At 55.5% G+C, this 14,199-nt stretch carries 9 protein-coding genes; 3 read left to right on the forward strand and 6 right to left on the reverse strand.

What is annotated here, in order from left to right:
- Nucleotides 1-71 precede the first annotated feature (71 nt).
- From ACX1C1_RS03070 to ACX1C1_RS03080, 3 genes are all read left to right on the forward strand, one after another.
- Entirely contained in the window at nt 72-971 is a 900-nt protein-coding gene (locus ACX1C1_RS03070) for an AraC family transcriptional regulator (protein ID WP_458955698.1), read from the forward strand.
- 209 nt (nt 972-1,180) lie between these two features.
- Nucleotides 1,181-2,947, forward strand: coding sequence for a sensor histidine kinase (locus tag ACX1C1_RS03075; protein WP_458955699.1), 1,767 nt, complete (start codon nt 1,181-1,183; stop codon nt 2,945-2,947).
- The gene (locus tag ACX1C1_RS03080) at nt 2,947-4,665 is read left to right on the forward strand and encodes a helix-turn-helix domain-containing protein (protein ID WP_458955700.1); all 1,719 of its coding nucleotides are present in this window, start codon (nt 2,947-2,949) and stop codon (nt 4,663-4,665) included. The genes ACX1C1_RS03075 and ACX1C1_RS03080 overlap by 1 nt, the downstream gene beginning before the upstream one ends.
- Nucleotides 4,666-4,862: 197 nt before the next feature.
- On the opposite strand, the gene ACX1C1_RS03085 is transcribed toward ACX1C1_RS03080, so the two are convergent.
- The 6 genes from ACX1C1_RS03085 to ACX1C1_RS03110 all read right to left on the reverse strand — a co-directional run bounded on the left by ACX1C1_RS03085 (nt 4,863) and on the right by ACX1C1_RS03110 (nt 14,147).
- A complete protein-coding gene (locus tag ACX1C1_RS03085) occupies nt 4,863-7,025 on the reverse strand; it encodes a GH92 family glycosyl hydrolase (RefSeq protein WP_458955701.1) in 2,163 nt (720 codons plus the stop codon).
- Nucleotides 7,003-8,064 (reverse strand): glycoside hydrolase family protein, encoded by a 1,062-nt coding sequence (locus ACX1C1_RS03090; RefSeq protein ID WP_458955702.1) that lies wholly within the window; start codon nt 8,062-8,064, stop codon nt 7,003-7,005. Before ACX1C1_RS03090 ends, ACX1C1_RS03085 begins: the two co-directional genes overlap by 23 nt.
- 24 nt (nt 8,065-8,088) lie before the next feature.
- A complete protein-coding gene (locus tag ACX1C1_RS03095) occupies nt 8,089-8,970 on the reverse strand; it encodes a carbohydrate ABC transporter permease (protein ID WP_458955703.1) in 882 nt (293 codons plus the stop codon).
- 18 nt (nt 8,971-8,988) lie between these two features.
- Nucleotides 8,989-9,888, reverse strand: coding sequence for an ABC transporter permease (locus ACX1C1_RS03100; RefSeq protein WP_458955704.1), 900 nt, complete (start codon nt 9,886-9,888; stop codon nt 8,989-8,991).
- Between the two features lie 85 nt (nt 9,889-9,973).
- Nucleotides 9,974-11,665 (reverse strand): extracellular solute-binding protein, encoded by a 1,692-nt coding sequence (locus ACX1C1_RS03105; RefSeq protein WP_458955705.1) that lies wholly within the window; start codon nt 11,663-11,665, stop codon nt 9,974-9,976.
- A gap of 217 nt (nt 11,666-11,882) precedes the next feature.
- Entirely contained in the window at nt 11,883-14,147 is a 2,265-nt protein-coding gene (locus ACX1C1_RS03110; protein ID WP_458955706.1) for a glycoside hydrolase family 16 protein, read from the reverse strand.
- Between the last annotated feature and the right edge of the window lie 52 nt (nt 14,148-14,199).

Genomic DNA, 14,199 nt, shown 5'->3' on the forward strand with positions numbered 1-14,199 from the left:
CAGCGACAGTTCAGTTCTCTTGTGCTAGACTATAGCTATATTGCGGATGTGTGGAAAGGATTGAAATCATCATGAATCGTCTAATGAATGTCGATTTTCCGGATGGATCCATTAATGCCAAGCTGGTGAAAGGAGCTGAGCCTGGATACCGGGGCTACTTCCACTACCACCAAGGAATCGAGCTTCTATATGTACACGAGGGAGAAGGCAGCGTCATTCTGGATCAGAACGTCTATCCGATTCAACCCGGCTCGTTATTCCTATTCCGCCCCTACCAGCTTCATTATGTTAGAGCGCTAAGCGAGCAATCCAACTATATTCGCTCCATCATCCATTTCGAGCCCAACGCAGTAGCAAGCGGACTCCAGGTGTTCGGCAGCCTCATGACCGGGATGAAACGAATCTCGAAGGATGGGCTTACGTCGCAGGTATTCCACGGATTCGGAACCCGCCATCCCATAGAACCGCTGATGACTTACTACAACAAGCTATTGGATCAAGCTACGCCGGAAGGGCGTTTCTCGCTGAAGGCGGCTCTTCTCACGCAAATGCTTGTTTTTCTAGAAGCTGAGGGCGCTTACCTATCCGATCATGCACCGCTATCTTCCCGTTCCGCAACCCATACCGAAGCGATTCTCGAATGGATCGAACTCCACTTCCAAGAGCCATTTAGGCTCGAGCAACTGGCGAGCGACATACATCTGTCCAAATTCCATGTATCGCGCCTGTTCCGTGAAGAGACCGGGCAAACGGTGACGGATTATTTGCTGGCGCGCCGTATTCAGGAGGCATGTCTGATGCTCGGATCAAGCGACCTTTCCGTCGAAACGATCGGCGCTCGAGTTGGCTGGCCCATTCCGTCCCACTTCGCAAGCCAATTCCGCAAGTGGGTCGGATGCACGCCGACGCAATACCGAAACAAGCAGCAAATGCTGCTAGCGGGTCAGCATAAGGATGGCGGCGCGACTTAGCTCTATATTGGCAGAGGAGTGACGGTTCCGTTGATTTCGCGACATATCCCCGTGTCCCATAGACTTCTAGATGCCCTTGGGCGGACGATTCAATCGACTTTCCTCAACCAAATACTATACGTCCGTCTACTTCTTACCCTTAGAACCGCCTCTGAATGCGCTTGCATGATATACTCGTTGTAGCTGCTTAGAAGGAGTTGGACCCATCCGTGCGCATACCCAGCCTACCGTTATTTCCCAAGCTTTTTCTTACCTTCCTGGTGCTTATCCTTCCTCTCGTCACGCTGAGCATGGTCGTCAATGTGCGCAGCGAACGGCTCGTACGCAACGAGATTACGAGCTCCGCGGAGTCCAAGGTAGGCGATTATATCCGCTCGCTCGAAAGCGATTTTGGTCCCCTCGTGACGCTCATGCAGCAATACGTGCTTGATGACGACATCAACCATCTCGCCTATTCGTCGGTCATTCTGACGGATGAACAGTTCACAGCAGCCGTAAAGAACGTACAGAAGAAGCTCCTTATTCTAAAAAATATGAGTCCTTACATAAGAGATGCATTCGTCAACGTGCCCGCCCTGAATCGCAAAATCTCAGCAACCTCCTACGACGAGCTGCCTGTCGAAGAAGCCTCTGCGTTGAAACGATTGGTCGATATCTACGAATCTCCTTTCACTTTATATCAGAACAAGCTCTGGATGAGCTTGCCGTTTCCCAATACAAAGCCGGTGGGCAAAGGCTTCACCATCGTGCTGGAAATCTCTAACGACGCCATCATGAACTCGCTTGCCGGCATAACCATCGGCGGCAGTGGAGGTGGAGGCGCGATGCTGCTGGACAGTGGGCTAGAGTGGTCGATGACGGGCGGCGCCCTTCCGGGCGATCGCCAACGGACGCTTGCATTCATTCGGCAATCGGTTGCGTTCCGCTCCTCTCCTGCTGTCGGAGAAGCGGGGAACGACGATCGCAACAACATCTACTCCGAGGGCAAGGAACGTTACTATACCTTCCACCAGACCTCCTCCAAGCTAGGTCTGTCGCTTGTTTTGTTTCTGGATGAAAATAGTTTGACCGGCCCGCTCAAGCAATACGCGATCTGGTTATGGAGTCTGTCCATCGCCGCCGTCGCACTCTTGCTACTATTCTCTTACCGGCTGTATCGAAGCATCCATGCCCCGATGAAGCGGCTTGTTAGCGCGTTCCGCGGACTGGAGCGAGGCAATCTTACCCAGCAGCTGCAGGCGGATACCAATGATGAATTCAGCTACTTGTACCACCAGTTCAACCGAACGGTCAACCGGCTGCGAGAGCTGATCGATGAGGTTTACGTGCAGCGTTACCAAGTTAAAGTAGCTGAGCTCAAGCAATTGCAGTCGCAGATCAACCCCCATTTTCTATATAACAGCCTCTTTAACCTATACCGGCTTGCCAAGCTTCACGAAAACGAGAAGGTGATTGCGTTCTCCAAACACCTCGGCGATTATTTCAAATACGTTACCAAAAATGCCGACAACGTATCTCTGGAGCAGGAAATTTCGTTCTGCCGCTCTTATGCCTCCATTCAAGGCATTCGCTTCGACGATCACGTCCGAATTGAGTTCGGAAACGTGCCGGAGAGGCTGAGTCAATTGCCGGTGCCCAAGCTTCTGCTGCAGCCGCTGATCGAGAATGCTTACCATCATGGGCTGGAGGACCGAATCAGCCAAGGCTTGATCTCCGTCACCTTCCTCGATCATGACGACGGGACGGCGGCAATTACGGTGGAGGATAACGGCGAACGGCTGGACGAACGCGCCATGGAGCATATCTCGTCGCTTCTGACCAATCCCGGCTACAACTCGGACAGCGAAGGTTTGCGTAATGTACTGCAGCGGGTTCAGCTGCATTTTGGCGAGAGTGCCGGGCTGATTGCAGATCGTAGTTCCCTGGGGGGATTGCGGATCATCATGACTATACCCTATAAGGAGGCGACAGCTTGATGTACCGACTGTTGATCGTGGATAACGAACCGAATATCGTGCGCGGGCTGAAACAACTGCTCGCGGAGGAGGCCCCTTACGAGCTGGATGTGTATGGAGCGTTATCAGCTAATGAAGCCTTAGCGGTCATGGAACGTACGAAGATCGATATCGCGCTGCTGGATATTCGAATGCCCGGCATGAACGGACTCGAGCTGCAAACCGTAATCGCCAAAAACTGGCCGTCGTGCAAATCCGTATTCCTGTCGGGCTACGACGACTTCTCTTATATTCAATCGGCGATGCGAGGCGGCGGCATCGATTACGTCCTCAAGATGGACGGAGACGAGGCGATTCTCCAAGCAATCGGCAAAGCCATCGCCGAGCTGGAACGCAGCGGCGAGCGAGAGCAGCTGCTGGAGCAAGCGAGGGCGCAGTGGCTGCAAGCGATCGGCGCCCGGCAGAATGAATACGCGCGCCAGCTTGTGCACGGTCTGGCTTCCGTCAGACAAGACCGGCTGGATGAGCTGCAGACCGGGCTCGATGCCGAACGCCCGGCTCTCTTGCTCGTCGCGCGCGTAGACCGTTTCGACTCCGAGCATACCGAGTCCGACAAGGCGCTGCTGCGGTACGCCGTGCAGAACATCGCGGCGGAGCATTGGAGCGGCTTCCACCATTTCTCCACGCTGCCCGAGATGCCGTTGCTGGCGGCGTTTATCCAGCCGGAGACGACTGTTGGCTTTGCGAGAACGACGGATATTAGCTCAACGAAGTCGGAGGCGTTGGCTGCCAACATCGGAGAGCCGCCGAGATTCGGCGCAATGCCTAGAGAGGCTCTCGACGCAGAACTATGGAGCCGCCTCGTTCACGGTAAGCTCGAAGCGATTCAGAATGCCTGCCGGCAATACTTGAACCTGGCAGTATCCTTCGCCGCAAGCACAGCCCCTATCGAGTGGCATCAATTGCCCGCCAAATACGCCGAGCTGAAGCAGTTGTTATTTTATGGCTTCGGGTCGGATGATGAGCTGCTGCTGACGGACGCATTTAATCGCAACTTCGGCATAGAGGCTGCACCTGAGCTGGACGCAACCGTCGCGCGCAATAAGCTGCGCCGTCTGCTCTCTTCCGAGCTCGCGCTCGAGCATAGGATGCTCGCCGACTTTGACGAGCTTGCCGAATTATCCCGCCGCGGGGACCAAAGCCGCAAGTTTCATGCAGAGCTGTATCATGGTATCTGCTACTTGCTGCTATCGTCGGATGATTCGTCATCGTCCGCGGCGGAAGCGGAGTCGTTTGAGCGCCGAGACAGGCTCGGGAAGCTGTTATCGCTGGATACCCATGTAACGTGGGAGGACGCCCTCGCCTACCTGCGCTCCGAGATCGTCAAGCTAATCGATGAGCAGGCCCGTTCTAACGATGAAGGGGCGCACTTCGTGGTCTCCAAGCTGAAATCGTACATCGACGGCCACCTGGGCGAAGACCTGTCACTCGTCCGCCTTGCGGATGTCGTGTACCTAAACCCGACCTACCTGTCGCGGCTATTCAAGCAGCAGACCGGCCAAGGGGTATCGGAGTATATCGCTGGTTTGCGACTTGGCAAATCACAAGAGCTGCTGCGGTACTCGCAAATAAAGATTCAGGATATTGCCGGCAAGGTAGGCTTCGACTCCGCTACCTCCTTCGGCCGCTTCTTCAAACGCGAAACCAATGTGACGCCGCAGGAATATCGCGATGCGTAAACACCGAAGCTCCTAACATGATTTGCGCAAATCAATGTAGCGCGATGCTGTGCAACTTAAGCTGGCTAATTGTTAATAGTAGTAACAAAAAGCCCGCCGATCGGCGGGCTTTTCTAAGTTAAGGCACCTAAGTGCAGCAGACGGGCGGCACTCTGCGAAGGCTGCACTCTGCGAAGGCTGCAACCCGAAAAGTCGGGTTACAGCACGCTGCCGGCGCAGTCCGCTCCCCAGCTCTTGTTCGGCCGCGGCCCCATCCGCAGGAGCAGCTCCCCGCCTGCGACTATGGCGTCGTGCGGCAGCGTCGGGCCGGACAGCGGCGCGCCGTTAAGCTCCGCCGACTGAATGTATTTGTTCACATCCGACACGCCTTCCGCGCGGATGACGAACTCTTTGCCGTTCTCCTGCCGGATGCGAGTCTCTTCGAAGATCGGACTGCCAATGTCATAGACCGGCTTGCCGGGGCAGACGGGGTAGAAGCCCATCGCGGAGAAGACGTACCAGGACGACATGGCTCCCGCGTCCTCGTCGCCGCAGATGCCGAACGGAGTCGATGTGAACCATAGCCTCATGATTTCGCGCAATCTGCGCTGCGTCTTCCATGGCGCCCCCGCATAATTGTAAAGGTACGGGATATGGAACGCCGGCTCGTTGCCCATGCAATACTGGCCCATGAGCCCCGTCGAGTCTGGAAACTGTGAGAGGAACTCATACTTGGAGCCGCTGCAGGATGCCGTAAACAATTCATCCAGCTTGGCCTCCAGCCGATCACGTCCACCCATTAACCCAATCAGGCCCTCGATGTCATGTTGGACATGAAACGTATAGACCCAGGCGTTGCACTCGGCAAAATAATCCCTGCCGCCCTGCCCGCCGTCCCGCGCCGGATCGAAGTTTTCCACCCACTCGCCGTCCGCATCCCGCGGCGCCATGAAGCCGATCCGTTCGTCGTACAGGTTGCGGTAGTTATCTGCGCGCGCGAGCAGCTCCCGCACTTCTTCCTTCCGGCCGAGCGCCTTCGCGAGCTGCGCGGCGCACCAATCGTCGTACGCATGCTCCAGTGTGACCGACACCGCCTGCCTGCGCTCGAACCCGTGAACCTCCGGCACGCTCTCTGTCTCTCCCCTGTGCAGCGCCGGCAAGTAGCCGAGCTCCTGGTAGGCGCGATCCAGCTCCGTCAGCGGACCGTTGTGCGTCCACGGCAGCATCGTCGCTTCCAGCGCGTTATGGCGCACTGCTTCATAAGCTTTCTCCAGATCAAAATTTCTTTCGCCCTTCGCATACGTATCAGCGAAGAATGCTGCGGCATGGTTGCCCGTCATATAAGGACGGTCACCTGCGACATCCGGAAATTGCGGCAGCCAGCCGCATTCTTCGTACATCCGCACGTAAGAGGCGATCATGTCCGACTGCAAGCCAGGCTCCAGCAGCAGCTGCAGCGGATGCAAGCAGCGGTAGCTGTCCCACAAATTGTCCATTGTATAGTGATCGCGTCCGTCGTGTTCATGCGTTCGCCCGTCGAAGCCGCTATAATGCCTGCCGTCCGCTTCCGTGATGTTAATCATCGGAAGCAGCGACCGGTACAGCGCCGTATAGAATGCGGACTTCTGCTCGTCGGAGCCGCCTTGCACGGCGATGCGCCCAAGCGCTTCGTTCCATGCAGCTCGTCCTTCGAGCTTCATCGCTTCGAAATCCGTTCCACTCAGACCCGAACCGATATGCCGCTCCGCCGACTCCGCCGATACGTACGACAAGCCGGCAGAGAGCTCGATGCGCTCTCCTTCAGAAAGCTCGCCGAAGACGAGCGCACAACCCGTCGCGTCGGCATTCTCCCACCGTTCGAGTCCGCTCCATGCCATGCCGCTACGCAAAGCCATATGCACCGGCACTCCTCGATCCTCACCGTACAGCGCCAACTCGCACTCGCCCGTCACGCGAATGTCGAAGCCGGCGGGCAGCCTAACGATCACGCGTGCGTTCGCACAGGCAGGCATAACAAAACGGTAGGCGGCCGAACGTCTGGCAACCGTAACCTCCGCCAATACGTTCTCATCTTCTAGCAGTACGGAATAATGATAAGGCGTCGAAGTCTCGAAATCATGATCGTATGCGGACGAACAAGAAGTCGCGTCAGTGCCGCTTTTGTTCGCCGTCGCTATTAGCGCGGCGTAGGCGAATTGGATACCATGCATACGATCCGCCAGATATCGATCCGTCGTGCCAGGCGGAACAATCGGCCAGGCTTGCGCCATCCCGTGAGGAAGCTGCACGAACGGCGTTGTCGAAGTAAGCAGATGCCCGATAGAGCCGATATAAGGATCGACGTAGTCCACCGGTTCTTTAGCCGTTATTACGTTTGACATGGGTTGCTTCCTCCTCTAGGTCCGAAACGCCGGTCGCGAGCGCGATGCAGCGGAATTCCCCTCCGTTGTCCGAAGCGTCTCCTTCCCGGAGTGGCCGGACTGCACAATAGTAGTGGTAGAATATCCCGTTCCAATACACAATCGAAGATTTATGCGCGTTCGTCTCGTCCAGCTCTCCCGGTCCGCCTGCCGGAATCCAGGGCTCCGGGAGAATCTCCCAACTGAGCAAGTCACGCGACACAGCCATAGCCCCTTGCGCTTGCCTCCCGTCGAACCCAAATCCGAAGTTGATCCATAAGCCACTGCGGCTGTCGTAACGAATGCAGGGGTCGCTGAAATACTGTGCATAGAAGGTGCCTTCTGCCGTGCGAAGCAGCGGGCTCTCACGATGCCTTTCCCAATGCATCATATCATCCGATACCGCGAGGCCAGTTTCCTCGATCCAAGGCCATTCCGGACGATTTTTCGCATTGTAGAACATCCAGTATCTGTTCTCCGCCTCGATGACGCAGCACTTGTACAAGCCGGCCTTCTCCCAATCTCCCCCGCCCTCGTGAGAAAGTACCGGTTCCTCCAGTCGGTGCCAGGTCAGCAAATCCTCGTCCTCGCACCAGGCGAGTCCCATCTCCGCACCGCCGGCCTCGTAGCCGAATTTAGGGTATGAGTGATAGACCATCCAGTACTTGCCGCCCACTTTCCTAAGTGTCGGCATTTCGTACAAATCGTTCGAATTCAACAATATCCATGAGCCTGCCGCGCCGACGTGATCCCACCTAGATGTATCGTTTCCCCGTTCCAAAATAACGCCGGCATGCCTCCACAGAGCCAAATCGTCGCTCGTCGCGAGCGCTGTCTGATACCCTTTGCCGTCGAAGCCTACGTACATCATGTAGAAAATACCGCCATGACGGAATACGAACGGGCAATCCACCGCCTTCTCGTCGAACGATCCTCTGACACCCGATGCCGCCAAGGCAGGGATAGCTATCTTGTTTGGCGTCTTTAAATAGGAGAAATCACTAGCATTCAATCCGTTCATTGTAACCCTCATTTCCTCTGATGATTATTCCTTCACGCTTCCCATAACGACACCTTTAATGAAGAAACGCTGCAGAAACGGATACACACAGATGATCGGCAGCGCCGCCAGGAAAATCTGCGCTCCCTTAAGCGTGCGATCCGACACCGATGCCAGCGTCCCTGCATCAGCCATGGTCACCAAGCTAAGATCTCGATTAATGACTACCGTCTGCAGATAGCTCTGCAACGGGTATTTGTCCGGTGTATTCATCAGAATTAATCCGTCGAACCACGAATTCCAGTGGCCCACCATCGTAAAAAGGATGAGCGTTGCGAGCGCAGGCATCGATAGCGGAACGAAGATACGCCACAGGATAATCCAATGACCCGCCCCATCGACGAAGGCGGCCTCCTCCAACTCCTTCGGCAAGCCACGGAAGAAGTTAAGCAGCAGCACCACGTTGAATACGTTGACCGCTCCCGGCAAGACGAGCGCCCATATGGAGCCCAGCAGATTCAGCTTTTGGATGATAAGATACCAAGGGATGAGACCGCCGCCGACCAGCATCGTGACCACGAAGAACCAGACGTAGAACAGCCTTCCGGAGAAAGCCGCCGGCTCCTTGGAGAGCGGGTAGGCAAGGGTAATCGTCAGCAGCATATTCAGCACCGTGCCGATGGCAACCCGCTCCAGACTAACGCCGAAGGCGCGGAGAAACTCCGGCTTTTGCATGACGAACTCGTAAGATTTGAGCGTAAACTCTACCGGCCACAGCTTGACCATGCCTGAGCTCGCCGCCGTGCTGGAGCTTAGCGACACCGCCAGAACGTTGACGAGCGGAAGCAGGCACAGCAGCGCGAGCGCAAGCAGGAAGACGGAGTTCGCGATATTGAATACTCTGCCCGATGCGGATGTGTATTTCATTGCGGTTCGTTCCTCCCGTCAGAAGATTCTGTAGTTCGCCAAGCGGTACGCAAGATAATACGAGCCTGATATCATGACCAGCGAGACGATCGATTTCAGCAAGCCTACGGCAGTAGCCAGACTGTATTGGGCTTGCTCAAGACCAAGCCGGTACACCAGCGTGTCGATAATGTCGCCGCTTTCGTATACTTGCGGGCTGTACAGGTTGAATATTTGGTCGAAGCCGGCATTCAGCACGTTGCCGAGGCTCAGCGTTGCGAGCAGCACGACGATGGGCAGCATGCCGGGAATCGTTATATGCAAAGTCTGCTTCCAGCGATTCGCACCATCGATCACGGCTGCTTCGTAGAGCGAAGGATTAATGCTCGTGAGCGCAGCCAAATATACGATCGTGCTAAAGCCGAATTCCTTCCAGATGTCAGAAATGACGACAACGCCAGGGAACCAGCCTACGCTGCCGAGGAAAAAGATCGGCTCGATGCCGAACAACCCGAGAAATTCATTGACGATTCCATTCGACGGGGACAGGATGTCGATCAGGATGCCCCCCAATATGATCCAGGAGAGAAAATGCGGCAAATAAATAAGAGTCTGAATCCAGCGTTTGAAGATTCTCGCATGAAGCTCGTTGAGCAGGAGCGAGACGACGATCGGAACGGCAAGCCCCGCTGCGATCTTCATGACGGCGATCGCGACCGTATTGCGGATGACCAGCCAAATATCCGGCAGCGAAAACATATACTCGAAGTTGCTTAGCCCGATAAAGTCGGAATCGAACAACCCTTTGACGATCGAAAATTTCTGAAAGGCGATAAAGAGCCCGCCAATAGGACCGTAACTGAACACAAGCACGAGCAAAAACGATGGAACAACCATGAGGTGAAGCGGAATTTGGCGTTTAAACCGGGCTCTGAACATGAGTATTTCTCCTTTCTGACACTTGCAGCCAAGGCGAAAGTCCGGGGGCGAACCCCCGGACTTGGACCCGCGTTTTGGCAATCAATCAGGATTTGCTGGCGTACCATTCGTTGACTTCGTTCGTAATTTGTTCGCCGCCGAGTTTATTCCAATCCGTCACAAACTTATCGAAGCTGTCGATTGATGTGCCGAGAATGATTTTGGTGAACGTCTCGAGCACGAGCTTGTCAAGAATGGCTTGCTTCTCCGTCATGCCAGGCGTAGGAGGCCCGTAGTACTCGCTTTTCTTAAGCAGTCCTTGATCCACATAGTTCGCGCCGATGACCGCCCACGAGCCGCCGGGACCAAATGTTTTGTTCGTGCCCCAGTTCGCCCGATCTCCGCCGAGGAACAATTCAATCTTGTCAAAATAGCTTTTCTCCTCCGGATTCAGTCCGGATCCGTCTTTGCTATCCAGCGCCGCGACCACGTTCTTGTGCACGGCAAGCAATCCTTGTGGCGTGCCGAAGCCGTTGGCCATTAGCGCGTATTTGAAGAACTCGTAGCCGTCCGCGCTGTGGAAGTTCGCCGGGTCGGCGTTCTCGCTGACGATCTTCTCGTTATACAGGTTGAACACTTTCACGATGGCCTCCGGATGAGCCGCGCCTTTCTTAACGACCCAGAAGGAGTTGAAGTCGGCCTTCGATTGCGCGCTTGACGGCGTTCCGTCGGAGGACGGAATCGGGAATGCGCCCCACTCCGCGTTCGCGTCCTTGGTTGCGTTGTCTTGCAGCGGCCAAAGCGGGTTCCACATGGCGCCGAAGCTCATGCCAATCTTACCAGCTGTCTGCAGCTCCGCAGCTTTGCCGCCGTCCTTAACGCCGAATTCCTTGTCGATTTGACCCGCTTTGTACATCTCTTGCAGCTTGCCAAGCGCCGTCTTCATCTCCGGCTGCACGCTGCCGTTAACCAGCTTGCCGGATGCGTCCTTGATCCAGATGTTCATGTAAGCGTGGTAAGCGTTCATGAATCCGGACAGATCCGGATATCCGCCGATGAGGTCTTTGGAAGCGGCCAGACCGTACGAATTTTTTTGGCCGTCGCCGTCTGGGTCGCCGTTCGTGAACGAGTCGGCAATCTTCGCGAAATCATCCATCGTCTTGGGCTCCGGCAGATTCATCTTCTGCAGCCAGTCGGTACGCACCCAGAGGAGCGGTGCACCTCCAAGATAGTCCTCAGCCGGCGGAATCGCCATCAGCTTGCCGTCGTAGGATGCTGCAGACTTGGCATTCGTGCCGCGTTCGATCATTTCCTTGGTCAGCTCGGAGCCATACTGTTCGACGAGAGGAGTCAGATCCTCCAGCAAGCCGGCATCGGCCAACTCGCGGAACTGCTTGGCATCGACCATGAACATGTCTGGCAATTCGTTCGATGTGATCGTCAGGTTCATCTTCTGATTGAACTGGTCTCCGTTCACGACCCACAGATTTTTCACTTTAATGCCAAGCTCGCTCTCATACGCCTTGGTCCATACGTTGTTGTCGATCGATTCGCCTTCCTTGAACTTGAAGGACGAATCCGTGTAACGAACCGTCGTCACTTCGATCGGCGGATCGTATTTGGCGTTCGGATCAACGACTGGCGCTTCGGTCGGCGCCGCTGTCGCTTCCGAAGTCGCGGCAGGCTCCACGACGTTGTTGCCCTTGCCTGTGTTCGCGTTGTTGCTGCATGCGCTCGTCACGGCTAGCATGACCATGAGCGCTGCCGCCGCGCATTTGTTACGGAGTTTCGTATCCATGTGTGTACTCCCCCAGAACATGATTGTTAAGGATGTGCTCCTCATGACTTAATCATAGAGCACTGCTGTGCGGCATCCAATCGTCCGTTGTTGACATCGGTTCTACCCTTCTCAACTTAGAATCGGCGAGCCGGAATTCGCCAGACTCGCCGATTCGTAGTTTTCTTCCATTCCCTATCGAAGTATCTGCAAATCTTGAGATGCATTTGTCGGAATGTTATTGGAACACCCTCACGTAATCGACATACAAGTCGATCTGATTATTGTAGCGAGCCAAATCCACGGGCCAGCCGCCGCCAAGCGCAAGGTTAATCATGAAGTACATTGGCGTCTTGGCTTGCTCGAATGTCGTGTGGCGCCAAACCTCCACGTTATCGATGTAGTAGATCGTGTCCGTCGGTGTTACTTTCGTGCCATAAATATGCCAAGTGGACGCGTTGTCACCGAAGGCGAAGCTGCTGTTCGAGCAATTCGTCTCGTGCATCTCCGGGCTGCCCGCCCACCAATGCTTGACCTGGCAAGCGCCTTGCGGATTGTGACCGTACGCTTCGATCGTATCCAGCTCCGCCGTCGAAGGTACGCCATCGGAAATACTGTCCTGCGACATGAGCCAGAATGCCGGCCATGCGCCTTTGCCTGCCGGCATCAGCATCCTTGCTTCAAAATAACCGTATGTCGCCGCGATGCCCGTACCGTCCGTCCGTACGGATGACAGAAGACCGCCCGTGTGCGTTCGGTTCCAGCCCATAGGATCAACCGTGCCAACCGGCGCTTTCTTGGAGCGAATGCGCAAATATTGGCTGCCAAGCACGTCGAACGGATCAAGCGGCCCTCCGTCGTCCGCGAAGATCGCTTCGCCGAACTCCGTACCGCCCGGGGCATCCGGCTTGGAGGAAGCGTAAGTCGCGCCGGCACCCGTACGGGAAACCGACAAGGTGCCAGTGAAGTCGTCCGCGTACAGAACACTCATCCCCGAAGCCTGAGGAGGCGCTGACGGCAGACCTTGCTTCCAGACGACGCCGCCGTTGTTATATAGCTGCAAGTAACAATTATCCGAACGGGTAAAGTTCGGATTGCCTTCCGGCGTATCCCATGCGCTCAAAATGACGGTAATCGGACCATGCGGGAAGTTATCCGCGGGGAACGAGATCTCTCCATAGCCGTTCGCATCCGGTGTCACGCGGGCGAACCAAGCGTCATAGCCGTTGGCGCCTGGATTGGCCGTGTCTGGCTGGTGCCAGGAGCGCGCCCATACATTCTGCATGCCCGGCGCGTAGAACTTAATTGTTATCGTACCGGTAATCGATGCACCATAATCCGGCGAAACTACGCTGACTTGATACGACGGGTACGCACCTGGTGACGGCGTCGCCGTTGGTGCTGGTGTCGATGTCGGCGTTGGCGTTGCCGTTGGAATTGGCGTAGAAGTAGGCGTTGGCGTTGCTGTTGGTGTTGGTGTTCCTCCCCCGCTGCCGAAGTATTGAATTTCCGTCACGCCGGATGCCGACCCGGATTGCGGAGTGAAGACGACTCTCAGCTTCGATGTCGTTACTGAGCTAAACGTAACGGTATTCGCTTGATTGCCGGCAGGCGATGCCGGCGACTTGGATTGCGAAGCCGCGTTCATCCATGCGCTGCCATTCCAATATTGCATGTTGTACGAAGCAGGCGACTTGACGCCTCCGCCGTCATCGTAAACATAGATTACCGCTTGCGAAACAGAGTAGCTTGCGCCAAGATTGGTCTCTACGTAATCCGTAGCGTTAGGCGATCCATAGCTTGTCCATCGATTGCGCGGCGCATCATTATAAGAGAAGACACCGTCACTAGCTAGAGCTGCGTTATCTGCGGAGTACGTATAAGAAGCGCTGCTAGTGCCCGCGAGCAGGCTTAACCCTGAGGAAGGCGTTGGCGTTGGCGTTGGCGATGCCGTTGGTGCAGGAGTCGCCGTCGGCGATGCACCCGTTCCGTAGGCAATTTCCGTAACGCCCGACTTCGCTCCAGACGCATGTGTGAACACGACCCGAAACTTCGATGCCGACACGGACGTGAAGTTTATCGTGTTCTTGTTGTTCGCCACTGGAGTCGCAGGCGATTTGGATTGGCTCGCTGCTCCAACCCATGCACTGCCGTTCCAATATTGCACATCGATCGCGTTCGGCTTCTTGACGCCTCCTCCGTCATCGTAAACGTAGACGTCGACCGAGCTTTTGGTCACGGCCGATCCGAAGTCTGTCTGGACCCAATCACTTGCGTTAGGCGATTCGTACGCCGTCCAACGATTCCCCTCCGAAGAGCCGTAGTTTACGATGCCATCGTTCACGTCGCTGACCTGATCCATAAAGAACGTGTACGAAGCGCTGACTGTCGCCCCCGTATCGTACGCATATGCCTGCAAATTTGAAAACAACGATACAAAGAAAGCGCTTACGATTATGATGGAAATCGTCGATCTCCCGTTCTTTTTCCACTGTTTGTCCATTAATCGTCACTACCCTTCGATATAAGTTTTGGAGTGCAACCTGATTATACTG

This window comes from Paenibacillus sp. strain BS8-2, assembly GCF_054483835.1.

Bases quoted from the DNA above. Each gene is read 5' to 3' on its own strand.
- ACX1C1_RS03080 (WP_458955700.1), top strand. From the start codon at position 2,947: ATGTACCGACTGTTGATCGTGGATAACGAACCGAATATCGTGCGCGGG.
- ACX1C1_RS03105 (WP_458955705.1), bottom strand. From the start codon at position 11,665: ATGGATACGAAACTCCGTAACAAATGCGCGGCGGCAGCGCTCATGGTC.
- ACX1C1_RS03095 (WP_458955703.1), bottom strand. From the start codon at position 8,970: ATGAAATACACATCCGCATCGGGCAGAGTATTCAATATCGCGAACTCC.
- ACX1C1_RS03100 (WP_458955704.1), bottom strand. From the start codon at position 9,888: ATGTTCAGAGCCCGGTTTAAACGCCAAATTCCGCTTCACCTCATGGTT.
- ACX1C1_RS03070 (WP_458955698.1), top strand. From the start codon at position 72: ATGAATCGTCTAATGAATGTCGATTTTCCGGATGGATCCATTAATGCC.
- ACX1C1_RS03085 (WP_458955701.1), bottom strand. From the start codon at position 7,025: ATGTCAAACGTAATAACGGCTAAAGAACCGGTGGACTACGTCGATCCT.
- ACX1C1_RS03090 (WP_458955702.1), bottom strand. From the start codon at position 8,064: ATGAACGGATTGAATGCTAGTGATTTCTCCTATTTAAAGACGCCAAAC.
- ACX1C1_RS03110 (WP_458955706.1), bottom strand. From the start codon at position 14,147: ATGGACAAACAGTGGAAAAAGAACGGGAGATCGACGATTTCCATCATA.